This is a genomic window from Centipeda infelix ATCC 43532, assembly GCF_000234095.1.
In the GTDB taxonomy this organism is placed as follows: domain Bacteria; phylum Bacillota; class Negativicutes; order Selenomonadales; family Selenomonadaceae; genus Centipeda; species Centipeda infelix.
The window spans coordinates 486,787-502,647 of record NZ_JH376800.1; the positions used below are offsets into that span (position 1 = coordinate 486,787).

The following is a 15,861-nucleotide window of genomic DNA, read 5'->3' on the forward strand; positions in this document are numbered from 1 at the left end:
CTGCTACGGACAGCACACGCCGCACGGTTCGTATCCATCGGCAATAGCTGCCTCGCGTGAGCTGTAGGGAACGAAGTGCGGCGCGTCGGGATGTTTGATCGTTCGGCAGGTCGCGTAGTGGAATTTGCCCGACTTCGTGTTGGCGAGATAGTCTGTTGCGAGCGCGGGTGTCGCTGCAGAGAGTGTAACGGCGGCAAGCGTCGCGAGTGCAATTTTCCTAAGCATATGTATTCTCCTTCTTTCTATTGATATACGATTATGCCTTAAAAGTTATCAAGCTGCAAGTATAGCGCATATCATTCAGCTAAAAATTATACGAAAATGTCATCATATAGGAAAACATTAGATCGTAAAAATTTATTTTCTCCTTGATATAATTGGTACTTGCTAAAAGTCAAAAAAACAAATATAATAGAGAAAAGCACAATTAAGAAGTACCAAAGAAGGTGATACGATGAGCAACATTGCCGATATGATCGAGTCTTATATCCTACGTCAGCTTGCCACCCGACAGGATGGACAGGTGGAGCTGCGGCGAACGGATATTGCGGATGAGATTTCATGCGCACCATCGCAGATCAGCTATGTGCTCTCCACGCGTTTTACGCAGGATAAGGGATTCGTGGTGGAGTCGCGGCGCGGCCTTGGCGGCTTTATCCGTATTGTGCAGGTCCCACTGCGCGATCTCGTCTATCAGGATATGCTGTCAAAGATCGATGAGAACACCGATATGGAGACGGTGCAGTCGATGGTGCGTTACCTCGCGCAGCATGGGATGGTGGAGACGCGTGAGGCGGCACTCCTCATGCAGATGGTAACAGGGCTCTTTCGTTCCGAGACGCTTGCGGCAAAGGAGCGAGTCCAGATGCTGAAAACAATGATATTGACACTGGAGAATTTTAGATAGCTATTCGATATATATAAACAGGAAAATCCAATTACACGGAAGGAAATATAATGATTTGTGAGGAATGCGGCCGCAACGATGCGATTGTGCACATTGTGCAGATCGGTCCCGATGGTCGGAGTGAGAAAAATATCTGTATGAGCTGTGCGGCACGCTATGGGGCATCGATTTTTCGCGCACAGCAGGAGAACGTATCGGCAGAGGATTTCCTCAAGGGCATCTTCGGCAGCAATCAACAGGAGAGCACTGCCGAGGAGGATGCACCACACATCACCTGTCCGAACTGTGGCATGAAGTTTCAGGATTTCCCGCAGACGGGGCAGATTGGCTGCTCGGTCTGCTATGAGACGTTCCATTATGAGCTCACACCGCTCCTGCGGCGCATTCATGGTTCGAGTGTCCATCGCGGCAAGATTCCGCGCCGTTCGGGGTCTTCCATCATCCTCCGTCAGGAGGCGGAGCAGCTGCGTACCCGTTTGAAAGAGGCGGTGGCGCGCGAGGAATACGAGAAGGCGGCAGAATATCGGGATCGGATTCGCAGTCTGGAACGTCAGATGGAGGAGCAGACATATGGCAGTTGACGAGCTCCTGCAGAGCAGCCGACTCTCATGGTTCGGTACGAAGGGAAAGGATACCGATGTTGTGCTCTCGAGCCGTGTGCGCCTCGCACGCAATTTGGTGGGGGTGCCGTTTCCTGGGCGTGCCGATCTCGGACAGTTGGCAGAGATTGTGCAGCAGCTCGGCGATGCCTTTGCAGACATTGACAAGGAGCTTGGTCAGCCGTTTGACAGGATCGAACTCGACCGTTTGAGCACACTTGAGCGCGCGGTCCTGATCGAGAAACGTCTCGTCAGTGAGAAATTTGCCGAGGCACAGCCGCACCGCGTGGCATACATCAGTGCGGATACACGTGTCAGCATCCTAGTCAATGAGGACGATCATCTGCATATACAGTCCATGACCCCGGGGCTCTCCCTTTCTCAGGCGTTTGAGACGGCATCGCGTGTGGACGACTACACTGAGGCGCGGTTGGATCTCGCGTTTGATGAGACGATGGGGTATCTGACGGCATATCCGACCAACCTCGGGACGGGACTGCGTGCCTCTGCCATTCTCCACTTGCCGGGACTGGTCTACACACGCAATATCGAAAACATTGTCAATACATCTCCGCAGCTTGGACTTGCCGTGCACCCGCTTGAGGGGATTGGCGAGGGGGCGCATCTCTACAAGGTATCCAATCAACTCACGCTCGGATACTCCGAAGCGGAAATGATTGAGAACATCCAGACGGCTGTGGGAGAGATCGCAGCACATGAGCGACGTGCCCGCAAGGCTTTGTCCTGTCTAGGGAAGGAGGGCGTCGAGGACGGCGTATGGCGTGCCTTTGGCATCCTGTCCTACGCCCGTGCGCTGACGGAGCAGGAACTGTTTGCACTCGTCTCACGTGTGCGCTACGGTATCGATCAGGGGATCATCAAAGAGGTGACTTCGGACTGCTATGCGGAGCTCCTCGTCGCTACACGCGACGGGTATCTGCGGTATCTGGCAGAAAACGAAAATTTATCCACGGGGGAAATCAGCACCATGCGCGCCTCGCGCGTGCGTGCAATCTTACAAAAATATCGAATACAGGGATGAGGAGGGGGACAGCTTGAACTACCGTCAATTTTTCACACAGACGGCGATTAAAGCCGTAGAGTTTTCACAATACATCGCGCAGCGGCGCGGCAAGGGGTATATCGGAACCGGTCAGCTTCTGCTGGGGATTCTGCACATGCGCGATACCATTGCGGCACAGGTTCTGGATAAATTTGGCGTAGACTATGACAGTGCGGAGCAGGTAATTCGCGGCTCGGACGGTTTTCAGGATGTTCTGTCCCCCGCCGAGGATGTCCCATATTATACGCGCCGTGCCCAGCGTGTCATGCAGGGGGCGATTGATACCGCACGCGAAGAGCGTTCCTTTGTGACGACAGAGCACATCCTGCTCAGTCTCCTTACGGAGGCTGACGGGACGGCAGTCCATACAATTGAGGAGATGGATGTTGACATCGAGGCACTGCAGAGCGAGGTGCTCGAGCGCATGAGCGATGCGGAGGAGTCGAAGGGGAAGTCTGCACGCCGAAAGCCCGCCAAGGGGGAGGGAAAGGGGCTGCCCGCTTCGCTCAAGAGGTTTGGCCGTGATCTGACGGGTGCTGCCCGCAGCGGTGACCTCGACCCTGTCATCGGGCGGGGGCAGGAGATTGACCGTGTCATCCAGATCCTCGCACGGCGTACAAAGAATAACCCGCTCCTTCTTGGAGAGGCGGGGGTTGGGAAGACGGCCATTGCCGAGGGGCTGGCGCAGCGCATCGCAGACGGTGAGGTGCCGTTCCTGCTTGAGGATAGGCGTGTTGTCACGCTCTCGATGACGTCACTGGTTGCAGGGACGAAGTATCGTGGTGAGTTCGAGGAGCGGCTCAAGAATGTCGTGGATGAGGTCATCAAGGCGAAGAACATTATTCTCTTTATCGATGAGATCCATACGCTCATCCGTGCCGGTGGTGCGGAGGGCTCGCTTGATGCTGCCAATATCCTGAAGCCTGCACTTGCACGCGGGGAAATGCAGATTATCGGTGCAACAACGAGCAGCGAGTACAAGAAACACTTTGCGAAAGACAGCGCCCTTGCGCGCCGTTTCCAGACTGTTTTGGTGGAAGAGCCAAGGGAAGAGGATGCAGAGCAGATTCTCTTTGGGTTGCGTAGCAAATATGAGGAGTTCCATCACGCACACATCGAAGATGCTGCTGTTCGGGCAGCGGTGCGCCTTTCGAAGCGTTACATTACGGACCGCTGTCTGCCGGATAAGGCGATTGACCTCATGGATGAGGCGGGTTCGCGCGTGCGTATGCGGAATATCGGCGATACCGATCAGCTCGCAGGGCTGCGCATGGAGATTGCGGAGATTGTGAAGGAGAAGGACGCAGCGATCAGCGGGCAGGACTATGAGAAGGCGGCACAGCTGCGCGACCGTGAGCAGGAACTGCGTGCGCGGCTTGAGGCATCGCGGCGCGGTGAGGATCGACGAGCAGAGATTTTGGTGACAGAGAATGATATCGCCGATGTCGTGGCGCAGTGGACGGGCATTCCCGTGCAGCGCATTGCGGCGAAGGAGTCCGACCGTCTGCTCGCGCTCGAAAAGCAGATCAGTCGCCGTGTAATCGGTCAGGACGAGGCGGTGCGTGCCGTCTCAAAGGCGGTACGCCGTGCGCGTGCAGGGGTTAAAGACCCACGCCGCCCGATCGGCTCCTTCCTCTTTCTCGGCTCGACGGGAGTCGGTAAGACGGAGCTTGCTCGTGCTCTTGCCGAATCCGTGTTTGGAACGGAGGAGGCAATCATCCGCTTCGATATGTCCGAGTATATGGAGAAGCACACGACGGCACGTCTTGTTGGCGCGCCTCCGGGCTATGTCGGCTACGAAGAGGGCGGTCAGCTCACGGATGCCGTACGCAAGAAGCCGTTTTCCATTGTCCTTTTTGACGAGGTGGAGAAGGCGCACCCCGACGTCTTCCATATGCTCCTGCAGGTGCTTGAGGATGGACGCCTCACAGATGGGCAGGGGATGGTTACGGATTTTCGCAACACGATCATCATCATGACCTCGAATGCAGGCGCAAATCATCTGCGCTCAACGACCGGCTCGATTGGATTTTCCATCGGGCAGCAGGCGAAGGGCACCGATGAGGAGCGTGCGAAAAAGCGTGTCATGGAGGAGGTCAAAAAGCTCTTCCGCCCCGAGTTCCTGAACCGCGTGGATGATATGATTGTCTTCAACGCACTTGGTGAGACGGAGCTGACGAAGATTGTCGACATCCTTTTGCGTGATGTAAAGGCGCGCCTTGCCGAGCAGGAGATCAACATCGAGATCAGTCCATCGGCGAAGCGCGTGCTCATCTCGAAGGGGACGGATGTCAAATTCGGTGCGCGTCCGTTGCGCCGTGCGATTCAGAAGAACATTGAGGACGAGCTTGCAGAGCGGATCCTTGCACGCGACTTCACGGCGGGCGATATCATCTCCGTGCGCAAGGCGGGCGATGGCCTCGACTTTGTAAAAAAGGATACGAGCCGCAACAAGCGCGTAAAGCGAGAGAAGCAGGCATCCTATCATGAAGTCTGAGCGGCCCCGCAATGTGCTTGCCCCACCGACACGCACCGGGCGTGCGGCGGATTTCCTCCTCAACCTGAGCTGGTCACTGTACTGGCTTGTATGCTCCGCTGTGCGTGCTCTGAAATATTGGAAACGGAAGGGACTGTCGTAAGCAGTCCCTTTTATTTGCAGGAGATTCTATGGCAAAGAAGAAAAAGACCGCATATGTCTGTCAGAACTGCGGCTACGATACCTTTAAGTGGATGGGGAAATGCCCCGGATGCGGGGCGTGGAACTCACTCGTGGAGGAGATTGTAACGCCGCCGACGGAGGAACGTCATGGTGTCGGCACGCTCTCATCGGAGCCGCCGCAGCCCATCGGCAGTATTGCTGTTGAGGATCTGCCGCGCTTTTCGACCGGCTCGGGCGAACTCGACCGCGTGCTTGGCGGCGGGGTCATTCCCGGCTCGATGGTACTCATCGTCGGCGATCCCGGCGTCGGCAAATCCAGCCTCACGCTGCGTGTCTCAGCGGATATTGCGCGTGCGGGACATCGCGTGCTCTATGTAACAGGCGAGGAGAGCGCGCGCCAAATCCGTATGCGCGCGGATCGTCTGCGGGCGATCGCGGATGATCTTCTTGTTGTCAGCGAGACGAATCTTGACGCGATCTGTGCGCATGTGGAGCGGGAGCAGCCCGCGCTCTTTATCATCGACTCGATCCAGACGATGTACCGCCCCGACATCGAGAGTGCGCCCGGCAGCGTCTCGCAGGTACGCGAGTGCGCCATGGAGCTGATGCGTATCGCGAAAAATGCGGGCATCGCCGTCTTCGTCATCGGCCATGTGACAAAGGAGGGCAGTCTCGCAGGACCGCGCGTCCTTGAGCACATCGTCGACACCGTGCTCTACTTTGAGGGTGAGCGCAACGCCGAGTACCGCGTCCTGCGTGCGGTGAAGAACCGCTTCGGCAGCACGAATGAACTCGGGCTTTTCGAGATGTGCGATGTCGGACTGGTCGACGTTCCCGATGCATCGAAACTCTTTCTATCGGAGCGTGCGATGGAGAGCGGTTCGATCATCGTGCCGACGGTCGAGGGAACGCGTCCTCTGCTCGTTGAGGTGCAGGCGCTTGTCGCCCCGACGCCGTACCAGCCGCCGCGCCGCACGGCGGACTCCGTGGATGTGAAGCGCATACAGCTCCTCCTTGCCGTGCTCGAAAAACGTGTGAAACTGCCGATCGGCTCGGCGGATGTCTATGTGAAAGTGGCGGGCGGCATTCGTCTTGACGAACCTGCTGCCGATCTCGCACTCAGCGTTGCGATGGCATCCAGCTTTGCGAATCGTCTGCCGCGGCCGCACATGGTTGTCTGCGGCGAGGTCGGACTCTCGGGCGAAGTGCGTGCCGTATCCCAGGCGGAACTGCGCGTCGCCGAGGCGCGGCGGCTCGGGTTCAAATCAGTGCTCCTTCCGATGAAGAACTATCGCCAGCTCGTGGGGAAATTCACAGACATGGAGCTTCTCGGTGCAGAGACCATCGGTGATGCATTGAAATGCGCTATGCCAAAAAATATTTAAGAAACAGCGGATGCTTTCCGATAAACAAGTAGAAGAGGTGATGTGTAGATGAATGCAAATAATCTCATGGCGGTATCTCCGACCGATGGGATCTCTGCAGGAACGGGTGTGCCGAAGGGGTGCAGCGGATCCGTGGAGAATCGTGCGCAAACAGCCTCAGGGAAGAATTCGTTCAGCGATACATTTGGCGCACTGCAAAAGGGAATGGGTGCAGACGCGGCAAAGACCGAGATGCGTGAAGCTCCTGTAAAGACGGCACAGACGAAGGTGCCGCAGACGGGAAGCACCGTACCGTCGCAGGACACACAGGATGTGACGGCGAAAACGCCGAAAGTTGTTGACCCGCAGACGAACGGTACAGAGAAAAAAATGCCGACTGCGGACGATACCGCGGTGCAAAACAAGGTTGCAGCAGCTCTTGCGGCACTTGTGAACACGGATGCGGCACTTCCAAATACGGACGTGAACGAGGGGCTTGATGCCGCACTCACAGAGATCTTGGAACGCTACGGACTGACGGCAGACCAGCTCAGCGACACGAAGCTGAAAAATGCCGTGCAGAACCTACTGCAGACTCTGCCCGAAGATGCTGCGAAGAGCCGCAATCTCCTTCTCGCACTGGAGGGACAGCCGCTCACGCAGGAGAATGCAGCATCGACGCTCGACGCGCTGGCGCAGAAGATCGGTGCGGAGGGGCTTCCTACTCCGGTGCAGAACGCTGATGCGCCCATTTTGCGCCTGGCGGCGTTGGACACACCGCTGTCCACACAGCTGCGTGCGGCGGTCAACACCGAAGTGTCCGCGGCGGGGGAAAATATGCCTGCTATTACGGCAGATACCTACCCTGTGCCTCCCGTTGCAGAGAATACGACACAGCGCAGCATCGTAAATACGTCGTTACTCGCGGCGGAGCAAAACACACAGATGACGGCAGAGACGGTTGCAGCACCGCTCCTGCGGGCACAGGCAGAGCCTGCGTCGTCGGGGACACGGTCGGCAGCAGACCTTGTCGGCAATCAGCTGACCGTTGATGCGGATGTGGATGCGGCCAACCCGCTGACCGTACTTGCTCAGCGTACGATGCGCCATGATACAATGCAGGGCGATTCGACGGGGCAGCAGAGCAGTGCACAGGGGGAGCAGCAGCCACCGGCAAACGGGCAGCAGGATGTGCGTATGGCATCAAGCATGACCTTTGAGATTCCCTCGCGTACAACAGAGACGGTTCCGCAGCCTGCACAGCCCATTGCGGCACAGACGGGAACGAGCCCCCTTCCCATGCAGGATGTCAATGCTCCTGCACCGGCACAGGAGGCACAGCGTCCGCAGCCGGACTATGAAATCCCGCGTCAGATTGTCGAGCAGGCGCGCCTCCTACGCACGCTCAATGATACGCAGATGGTCATTCGTCTGCGCCCTGAACACCTCGGGGAACTCACTCTGCGTGTCTCGGTTGGTTCGAACGGTGCGGTACAGGCATCCTTCCACAGCGACAATGCTCAGGTACGCAATGTGATCGAGAACTCCCTTGTCCAGCTTCGACAAGAACTGAACAATCAGGGACTCAAGATCGACCGCGTCGGTGTCTACGCAGGACTGGCAGACGGCCAAATGCCGCAGGGACAGGGGCAGGAGGCGTGGCAGCAAAGCAGCAACCGGCAGGGTGGAGCACAGCAGGTCTACGCGAGCGGCGATGCCGATGACTATCTCGATGAGGTCGAGGGTCTCACATCCGCAGTGGCGCAGGAGAGGACTGACGGCTCGGTCGGAACCGATGGTGTAGACTATCGCGTATAACGCGTTGAGGAGGAAATATCGTGGCAAGTTCAAACCCCTTGAATACAATTAATGTCGGCGGCGTTGTGCAGAAGCTGTCCGACTACGAGGCAGCACAAAATCAGGCAAAAGCGAAGGACAAGAAGAATGACGCGCTCGGCAAGGATGCTTTCCTGAAGCTGCTCGTCACCCAGATGAGGTATCAGGATCCGCTTGATCCGCAGGACAACAGCGAATACCTCTCGCAGCTCGCCCAGTTCTCCGCACTCGAGCAGATGACGAACGTCTCCAAGGGTCTTGAGAATGTATCGAAGATCGTCGACAACATCAACTCTTCCGTTCTCATCGGACAGCTGAGCAATATGATTGGACAGCCTGTCCAGTGGACCACTGTGGTAAAGGGTGAAGATGGAAAACCCGTGAAGGACAGTGACGGAAAGGTCAAGACGCAGAGCTATGAGGGCAAGATCATCGGTGTCAGCATCACCGACGGTCAACCGAGCGTCATTGCCGACGTGAACGGCAAGACACATCAGGTTCAGGTATCCGAGATTGTGCGTGTCGGTCGTCTCAAGGCAGGATCCTAAACAAACGGATAGAAATGAGATACCGCCGAAGGATGATTTCGGCGGTATTTTACGCTTGCATAAAATATATTCATCCATTATAATATAGGAACAACACCCCAAGGGACAGTGGGGAATGAAATGGAGGGAACCATTATGGCAATACCGGCACTCAGAAGCGGTGGCTTCGGTACCAGCCTCTTTCAACGTGCGAACCGCGAGGCGCGGCGCATCGGCGGGCAGGTGACCCATGAAAAGATGCAGGAGGTTGCATCTGTTATTGGTGGATCAAATTTCGGTACCGGCACAAAGCTTGGTAAGGGGCAGTTCCATCAGACGCAGAACCGTGTCGCGCAGGACGGGGCGCAGAGCACGTCGCGTGCGGTGCAGAAGTCTGAGGAGTACATGGATCCGAGGCGTCTCGGAACGAGCAAATTCCAGCGCACGAACCGCGAGGCACAGCAGATCGGCGGACAGGTGACGCATGAGCTTATGCAGCAGGTCAAGCAGGCGTATGCAACCAGTCATCCGGTACAGAATATCGGCAAGAATGTGGACATTGCGGCATAACGAGTCCGCATATGAAATAACCCGTGAAGATTCAATAGAGAGAGTCTTCACGGGCTGTTTTAATTTATGGGAGAAACTTCCTCCGCATTGTCGAAGCGACGGATCAGGAATTGCTGGAAGCAGATCGCTGCAGGAGGCAGTTGTCGCTGTGTGTTCCATGCGACACCGACGGCACGCTTGCAGATCGGGAACGAGACGGGGATGTAGCGCAGCTCCGGATGCTCGACCCCCGCGAGTTTCGGGAGGAGGCTCACGCCAAGCCCCGCCGCGACGAGACCCGACATCGTTGACACATCGTCGCCCTCGAACGTGATTTCAGGGTGAATGCCCGCGAGGTCAAAGAATTGATCGACGAGGATGCGCAGACTGTAGCTGCTCTTCATTGCAATCAGCGGTTCATCCACCAGTTCATTCAGATTGATTTTCTTCCGCTCGGCAAACGGGTGTCCGAGTGGGACGGTGACAAAGAGTTCCTCCGACCAGAGATAGACCCATGCGCTGTACTCCGTCGTTGGGATGGTGGAGCAGAGACAGAGATCCGTCTCCCCGGCAGCAACCTGCTGCGCGAGCGTTGCTGAATCCTGCTGGTTCAGTTGGATGCGGATATCGGGATAGAGTGCGCGAAAGTCCTGCAGGATATGCGGCAGGACGTAGCTGCCGAGCGAGTGGATGAACGAGAGTTTGAACTCGGTTGAGACCTCTGCCCCTGCATTACTCGCCTCCTCGCGGGCACTGTCCACCTCACGCAGAATGCGATCCACGCGGCGCAGCAGACGTTCGCCTTCCGGTGTCAGTTCGATTTCACCCTCACTGCGTTTGAACAGCGAGACCTCCAGATCCTTTTCGAGTTTCGCCATCGAGCGGCTGAGTGCGGGCTGGGTCACATCGAGCATCCGCGCAGCACGCGTAAAGTGGCGGATATTAGCCATAACTTGAAAGTATTTTAATTGTGCAAGTTCCATTCAGTCATTCCTTTCTGGTATTCTATTATATCTGTAGAAAGAACAATATACAATGAAGAAGGCGCAACTTTCTATATAAGTTTTTCATATATCCTATTACTGATTGGTATATGGTGTACTTGTAAAGGGGGCTCATGCAGAGAGGACTCAATCTGCATGAAAATCACAAGGTTAATTTTTTTTGTGAAAAACGATATATTTAATAGAGCAAAAATACAACTTGTTATATAAAAATGAAAGGAAGAGGATCATGAGAATCGAGCAAACGTCAGCGGATGTTCTTGGACGGATGAATCAGACGCAAGGTGCAAAGAAACATAATGCGGGCGACTTTGCGTCGGTGCTTTCATCGGTTCAGTCCGAGCAGACGAAGAAGGCGGCGGAGAAAGAACCGAAGGTCGGGAATCCTCTCGGCATTCCCGACGAAGAGTATCGGTGGTATTTCAGCGGTCTGCGTTATGATGCCGATCACGTTGCATATTTTCCGCCGCATGACGCTCCGATCGAGCAGCAGCGCGCTTGGTATGAAGCTGTCAAAGGCTTGTCTCATTTGGAGATGCAGTCGTTCATGTCGGATCTTTCCTTGGCTTTGCGCGGTGAAAGAGATCACCTCAGCTATGATGAGATGACCGAAAAAATCCAAAAGCTCGGCTATCACGGTGTACTGGAAGCGGTCTACAAATGGGAGAAACAGGTGGAACATGACAGTGCCGGCGTTACTGATGAACAAAGCTTTGAGATCATCAAGCGCCATGTTCGTCTGTGTGAGAATCTTCTCGATGAATGGCTCAAAGGAGAGAAGAAGGAGGACAAGTGAGGCAAGGGTATTGACGTGGGAACGATTACGTCTGCGCAATACGATGAAGGGGCACGGAAGGCAGCCCCTTCATTTTTTTTCTTGACAACTTCGATATGTTCTGTTAATATATCCCATGTCGTTGATGAAGCGAAAAAAGAATATGGAGTGGTACTCAAGAGGCTGAAGAGGACGGTTTGCTAAATCGTTAGAGTGGGTAACCGCTGCGAGAGTTCGAATCTCTCCCACTCCGCCATTTTTGTTCTAAGCCTTATCGGGCTTTTTTTGTTTTTAAGGAGATGTTTACATGGAGATGCAGGGCACGCCGCCGTCCTTTATCGAGCGGTATTTCAAGATACGGGAGAAGGGCTCGTCCGTCCGCACGGAACTCATTGCGGGGCTGACGACCTTTATTGCAATGGCATACATTCTCTTCGTCAACCCGAATATTCTTGCCGATGCGGGGATTCCGAAGGATGCGGCGATTGCCTCGACGATCTGGATTGCGGCACTCGCCTCGATTGCGATGGGCGTCTTTGCGAACTATCCCGTCGCACTTGCGCCCGGCATGGGGCTCAATGCATTCTTTGCCTACTATGTCTGCGGCGTTCTCGGATTGCACTGGACGGTCGCGCTCGGTGCGGTTTTCTTCTCGGGCGTGCTCTTTCTCATTCTGACGGTCGGCGGGATTCGGCAGGCGATCATCAATGCCGTTCCGCGCGATCTGAAACTCGCAATTAGCGTCGGTATCGGACTTTTCATTGCATTCATCGGGCTCAAGGGCACCGGACTGATTGTCGAGAACTCCGCGACGTATGTTTCGCTCGGTCATGTGACCGCACCGACGACGCTGCTCTCGCTGTTCGGTCTGCTCTTTACGGCGGCACTCATGGCACGCAATGTGCACGGCTCGATCCTCATCGGCATCTTTGTCACGACGGTGCTTGCGATGGTGCTCGGCATGACGCCCGCACCGCAGGGGCTTGGCGATATTGTCAGCACGTCGCTGCCGCACATGGGCGAGACGTTCGGACAGCTCGATCTGGCGGGTGCGTGGAACTACGGTCTCGTCTCGATCATCTTCACGTTTACAGTGGTGGAGCTCTTCGATAATATGGGGACGCTGATCGGTCTGACGACGAAGGCGAAGATGGTGAAACCTGACGGACATATCGAAAACATCGACAAGGCTCTGACGACGGACGCGGTCGGTACGATGGTGTCTGCGGTGTTCGGTACGTCCACGGTTACGTCCTACATCGAGAGTGCGGCAGGCATTGCCGCCGGCGGCCGCACGGGGCTTACGGCACTCGCGGCGGGTGTACTCTTCCTCGCCGCTCTCCTCTTTACGCCGCTGATCGGGCTTGTGCCAGCATTTGCGACGGCTCCCGCGCTCATCCTCGTCGGAGCACTGCTCATGTCCGAGGTCGGCAAGATTGACTTCTCGGACTTCACGAATGCACTTCCCGCATTCCTCACAATCATCATGATGCCGCTCACGTCGAGCATTGCGAACGGTTTCGCCTTCGGCTTTATCAGCTACACGGTGATGAAGCTCTTCGCGGGACAGTATAAGCAGATCAGTTGGATCATGTATCTGGTCTCGATCGCGTTCCTCATCAATCTGGCACTGCGCTCCTAACGCGCGGGGAGGGGCTTGCAAATGAAACGATGGATTGCATCCGTCCTTGCGGGCACAGTGCTCCTCGCAGCACAGCTTTTCGCGGGCTGCACGGCTGCACCTGCCTCCGATGCGTCCAAGCATGCGGCGCAGGGGGAGATCACGGTCAAGGTGCTCAATATTGGGCAGGGCGACTCCATTCTCATCCAGACGGGGGAGAAGACGGTGCTCGTCGATACGAGTGATGTGGACGAGCGCGACAAGCTGCGTGCGGAGCTGAAAAAGGCGGATGTCAAGAAAATTGACACAATCATCCTCACGCATCCGCACGCCGATCACATCGGCGGTATGGATGTCCTGCTCGACGAGTACACGGTCGGTATGGTCTATGACAACGGTATGCCCTCGACCTCGAAGCTCTACCTCGGCTATGTGAAAAAGCTCAAGGAGAAGAAGATCGAGCGCAAGGGGCTCGTCGCGGGCGATCGTGTCGATCTCGGCGGCGGTGCCGTGTTCGAGGTGCTTGGCCCCTCGGCGGAGCTGGTCAAGGCGGGCTCGGTCAAGGGCTATAAGCACGATCCGAACAACGAGTCCGTGGTTGGGAGGCTGGTCTTTGGCGATTTCTCGATGATGCTCACGGGCGATGCGGAAAAGAAGGAGGAGAAGGAAATCCTCGCATCGGGTGGCGCACAGATAAAGAGCACGATTCTGAAATCCGGCCATCATGGCAGCAAGACCTCCTCCTCGGCGGACTTCCTGCGTGCGGTTCAGCCGGAGGCGGCACTCATCTCCTGTGGGGTGAACAACGACTACGGGCATCCGCATAAGGAGACGATGAAGAAGTACCACGCACTGAACATCCCGATCTATGTGACAGCAGGGAACGGGACGATCACGGTGACGAGTGACGGAAAGACCTACAAGATTGTACCCGAACGGGGGGAGAAACAATGATCTCTGCATATCTCGACCGCTTTGAAGGAAAATACGCAGTGCTTCTGCTCGGTGATGCGATGGAAAAGGTGAACTTCCCGAAGAATTTTCTTCCTGCGGATGTTTCCGAGGGGGACTATCTGACGATCTCCATGGAGCGCGACGCAGCAGCCACGGAGGCTGCCGAAGCAGAGGCTCTGGAATTGCTGAACAAATAAGGAGGTGTTATTGGCATTGATACGGTGGAATCAACACGTATGGACAAGGACGCTGCTCACAGTGGCAGCGCTTTTTGTCTGTTTTTGCACGCTTTTTATGAGCGGTACGGGCGAGGCAAAGGGCAAGACGTTCCGTCTCTTGAGCATGGAAAGTCATGCGGTGGAGATTGACGGCCGTGCCGCTGTCCGCATTCAGATTGGTGTGAACCGTGCGGGGGTATCCGATGCACTCACTGCCCAGACACAAGAGGGAAATGCGCTGACCATCGCACTCGAAAATGTGAAGCTTGATAAAAAGTTCCCGCAGGAATATGTACCAAGTGGTGAGATGACGGAAAAAATCTCTGTTACAATGGAAGACAAGCACAATGCTGTGCTCCACATTGCGTCAGCACTTCTCTTTACACACGAAGATGCCTATCGCGTCTACACAATGCCTGCCGAGGCACACGGCAAGGTGAAGGAGTATCTCGTCATTGACATCATTGCACCACGCTCGAAGCCCAGTTCCGCACGCGGGCATACAGTAGTCATCGATCCGGGACACGGGGGCAGCGATTCGGGGGCGATCGGATATACCGGTGTACCTGAGAAGGTAGTTGCCCTTGCAGTGTCGAAACGCATGGAGGTATTGCTGCGTGCGGCGGGCGCACACGTCATCATGACGCGGACGGAGGATACTGACGTTTCCTACGCTGGCAATACGTCATCAGGGGAACTGCAGGCGCGCGTGGATGTCAGTTTGGAGCACCCCGAGGCGGAGCTCTTCCTCTCGGTACACTGCAATTCGTTTACAAATCCCGATGCGCACGGCATGGAGACGTACTACTACCCCAAGACGGATGCGGATGAGCATTTTGCGACGCTTCTCAATGAGGAACTCGCGGCGGCGGGCGGTCTCTACAATCGCGGGGTCAAATACGCAAAGTTCTACGTTCTGCGCCACACCGAAATCCCTGCCTCCCTCGTGGAGCTCGGTTTTCTCTCAAATCCGCACGAGGAGGAACTGTTGGCGGACACCGACTATCAGGAGAAGCTGGCAGAGGCACTCGTCCGTGCGATCGAGCGATATTTTGAATAGAGGGGAGCGGACACGCAATGTTGATACAGATGAAACGCATGACATCCATCGCTGCCGTACTCGCTGCCGCAGCGATGCTCGCCCTTGCGGCGGGCTGCGGGGATGAACAGAAGCCGGTACAGGCGGATAGTCCCGCGCAGACGGCACAGACGAAGGATACGGAGAAACCTGCACAAGAGAAGCCAAAGGAAATGCAGGTGAATGTCTACTATCCGAGAAACGACGGCACGGGGCTCATCGCGGTCAGCCGTAAGGTGAACACAGAGAAGGACGACAAGTATACGGCGGCGATGAAGTCCCTCCTCACGGGAACGAAGGAGAAGGGACAGACGAATGTCATCCCGAAAAAGGCAAAGCTGCGCAGCGTCACGGTAAAGGACGGCGTTGCAACCGTGGACTTCTCGAAGGAATTGGAGCAGAATTTCAGCGGCGGATCGACGGGCGAGGAAATGCTCATCGGTTCCATCGTGAACACACTGACGGATTTCCCCGAGGTTCAGAAAGTACAGATCCTCATTGAGGGCGCGTCTGTGGAGACCCTGTCGGGGCATATGGATCTCTCCGAGCCGCTCACGCGCATGACGGAGCTGCTCAATTGACCCAGCGAATCCCTCGCTTGTCATTTTGGTGTTTTTGTGATACGATACAGATAGAATCGCGGACGTTGCGCTCTTTGCATGTCCGCATATCGGGAAGCGCGTAGATACGTTGTTTCCGTAGGAAAA

16 protein-coding genes and 1 tRNA gene are annotated in these 15,861 nt (G+C 55.8%); 15 read left to right on the forward strand and 2 right to left on the reverse strand.

Features of this window, described 5'->3' with window-relative positions; genetic code table 11:
* Window positions 1-3 precede the first annotated feature (3 nt).
* Window positions 4-225: a hypothetical protein gene (locus tag HMPREF9334_RS11020; RefSeq protein WP_006693547.1), complete on the reverse strand. Its 222-nt coding sequence runs from the start codon at window positions 223-225 to the stop codon at window positions 4-6.
* Window positions 226-454: 229 nt separating this feature from the next.
* On the opposite strand from HMPREF9334_RS11020, the gene HMPREF9334_RS11025 reads away from it, so the two are divergent.
* The 8 genes from HMPREF9334_RS11025 (at window position 455) to HMPREF9334_RS11060 (ending at window position 9,525) form a co-directional block, all read left to right on the forward strand.
* Window positions 455-907, forward strand: coding sequence for a CtsR family transcriptional regulator (locus HMPREF9334_RS11025; protein ID WP_006693548.1), 453 nt, complete (start codon window positions 455-457; stop codon window positions 905-907).
* Window positions 908-957: 50 nt separating this feature from the next.
* Window positions 958-1,488: a UvrB/UvrC motif-containing protein gene (locus tag HMPREF9334_RS11030; protein WP_006693549.1), complete on the forward strand. Its 531-nt coding sequence runs from the start codon at window positions 958-960 to the stop codon at window positions 1,486-1,488.
* Window positions 1,478-2,548 carry an ATP--guanido phosphotransferase gene (locus HMPREF9334_RS11035; RefSeq protein WP_006693550.1) on the forward strand — a complete coding sequence of 357 codons (1,071 nt, stop codon included), beginning with the start codon at window positions 1,478-1,480 and terminating at the stop codon, window positions 2,546-2,548. The genes HMPREF9334_RS11030 and HMPREF9334_RS11035 overlap by 11 nt, the downstream gene beginning before the upstream one ends.
* Before the next feature lie 13 nt (window positions 2,549-2,561).
* Entirely contained in the window at window positions 2,562-5,066 is a 2,505-nt protein-coding gene (locus HMPREF9334_RS11040) for an ATP-dependent Clp protease ATP-binding subunit (RefSeq protein WP_006693551.1), read from the forward strand.
* 170 nt (window positions 5,067-5,236) lie between these two features.
* Entirely contained in the window at window positions 5,237-6,613 is a 1,377-nt protein-coding gene (gene radA / locus HMPREF9334_RS11045) for a DNA repair protein RadA (RefSeq protein WP_006693552.1), read from the forward strand.
* Window positions 6,614-6,661: 48 nt separating this feature from the next.
* Window positions 6,662-8,410, forward strand: a complete 1,749-nt coding sequence (locus HMPREF9334_RS11050; RefSeq protein ID WP_006693553.1) for a flagellar hook-length control protein FliK — start codon at window positions 6,662-6,664, stop codon at window positions 8,408-8,410.
* A gap of 20 nt (window positions 8,411-8,430) precedes the next feature.
* The gene (locus HMPREF9334_RS11055) at window positions 8,431-8,976 is read left to right on the forward strand and encodes a flagellar hook assembly protein FlgD (RefSeq protein ID WP_006693554.1); all 546 of its coding nucleotides are present in this window, start codon (window positions 8,431-8,433) and stop codon (window positions 8,974-8,976) included.
* 135 nt (window positions 8,977-9,111) lie between these two features.
* A complete protein-coding gene (locus HMPREF9334_RS11060; RefSeq protein WP_245535257.1) occupies window positions 9,112-9,525 on the forward strand; it encodes a hypothetical protein in 414 nt (137 codons plus the stop codon).
* A 59-nt stretch (window positions 9,526-9,584) separates the two neighbouring features.
* Here HMPREF9334_RS11060 and HMPREF9334_RS11065 read toward each other — a convergent pair whose 3' ends face one another.
* Window positions 9,585-10,487 carry a LysR family transcriptional regulator gene (locus HMPREF9334_RS11065; protein ID WP_006693556.1) on the reverse strand — a complete coding sequence of 301 codons (903 nt, stop codon included), beginning with the start codon at window positions 10,485-10,487 and terminating at the stop codon, window positions 9,585-9,587.
* Between the two features lie 250 nt (window positions 10,488-10,737).
* On the opposite strand from HMPREF9334_RS11065, the gene HMPREF9334_RS11070 reads away from it, so the two are divergent.
* The 7 genes from HMPREF9334_RS11070 to HMPREF9334_RS11100 all read left to right on the forward strand — a co-directional run bounded on the left by HMPREF9334_RS11070 (window position 10,738) and on the right by HMPREF9334_RS11100 (window position 15,735).
* The gene (locus HMPREF9334_RS11070) at window positions 10,738-11,304 is read left to right on the forward strand and encodes a hypothetical protein (RefSeq protein WP_006693557.1); all 567 of its coding nucleotides are present in this window, start codon (window positions 10,738-10,740) and stop codon (window positions 11,302-11,304) included.
* A gap of 144 nt (window positions 11,305-11,448) precedes the next feature.
* Window positions 11,449-11,539: transfer RNA gene (locus tag HMPREF9334_RS11075), tRNA-Ser, on the forward strand.
* A gap of 51 nt (window positions 11,540-11,590) precedes the next feature.
* Window positions 11,591-12,925, forward strand: coding sequence for an NCS2 family permease (locus HMPREF9334_RS11080; protein WP_006693558.1), 1,335 nt, complete (start codon window positions 11,591-11,593; stop codon window positions 12,923-12,925).
* A 21-nt stretch (window positions 12,926-12,946) separates the two neighbouring features.
* On the forward strand, window positions 12,947-13,858 hold the full coding sequence (locus tag HMPREF9334_RS11085) for a ComEC/Rec2 family competence protein (RefSeq protein WP_006693559.1): 912 nt from the start codon (window positions 12,947-12,949) through the stop codon (window positions 13,856-13,858).
* A complete protein-coding gene (locus HMPREF9334_RS11090; RefSeq protein WP_006693560.1) occupies window positions 13,855-14,055 on the forward strand; it encodes a DUF3006 domain-containing protein in 201 nt (66 codons plus the stop codon). The genes HMPREF9334_RS11085 and HMPREF9334_RS11090 overlap by 4 nt, the downstream gene beginning before the upstream one ends.
* Window positions 14,056-14,065: 10 nt before the next feature.
* A complete protein-coding gene (locus HMPREF9334_RS11095) occupies window positions 14,066-15,136 on the forward strand; it encodes an N-acetylmuramoyl-L-alanine amidase family protein (protein WP_006693561.1) in 1,071 nt (356 codons plus the stop codon).
* A gap of 17 nt (window positions 15,137-15,153) precedes the next feature.
* Window positions 15,154-15,735, forward strand: coding sequence for a GerMN domain-containing protein (locus tag HMPREF9334_RS11100; RefSeq protein ID WP_006693562.1), 582 nt, complete (start codon window positions 15,154-15,156; stop codon window positions 15,733-15,735).
* The last annotated feature ends 126 nt before the right edge of the window (window positions 15,736-15,861 follow it).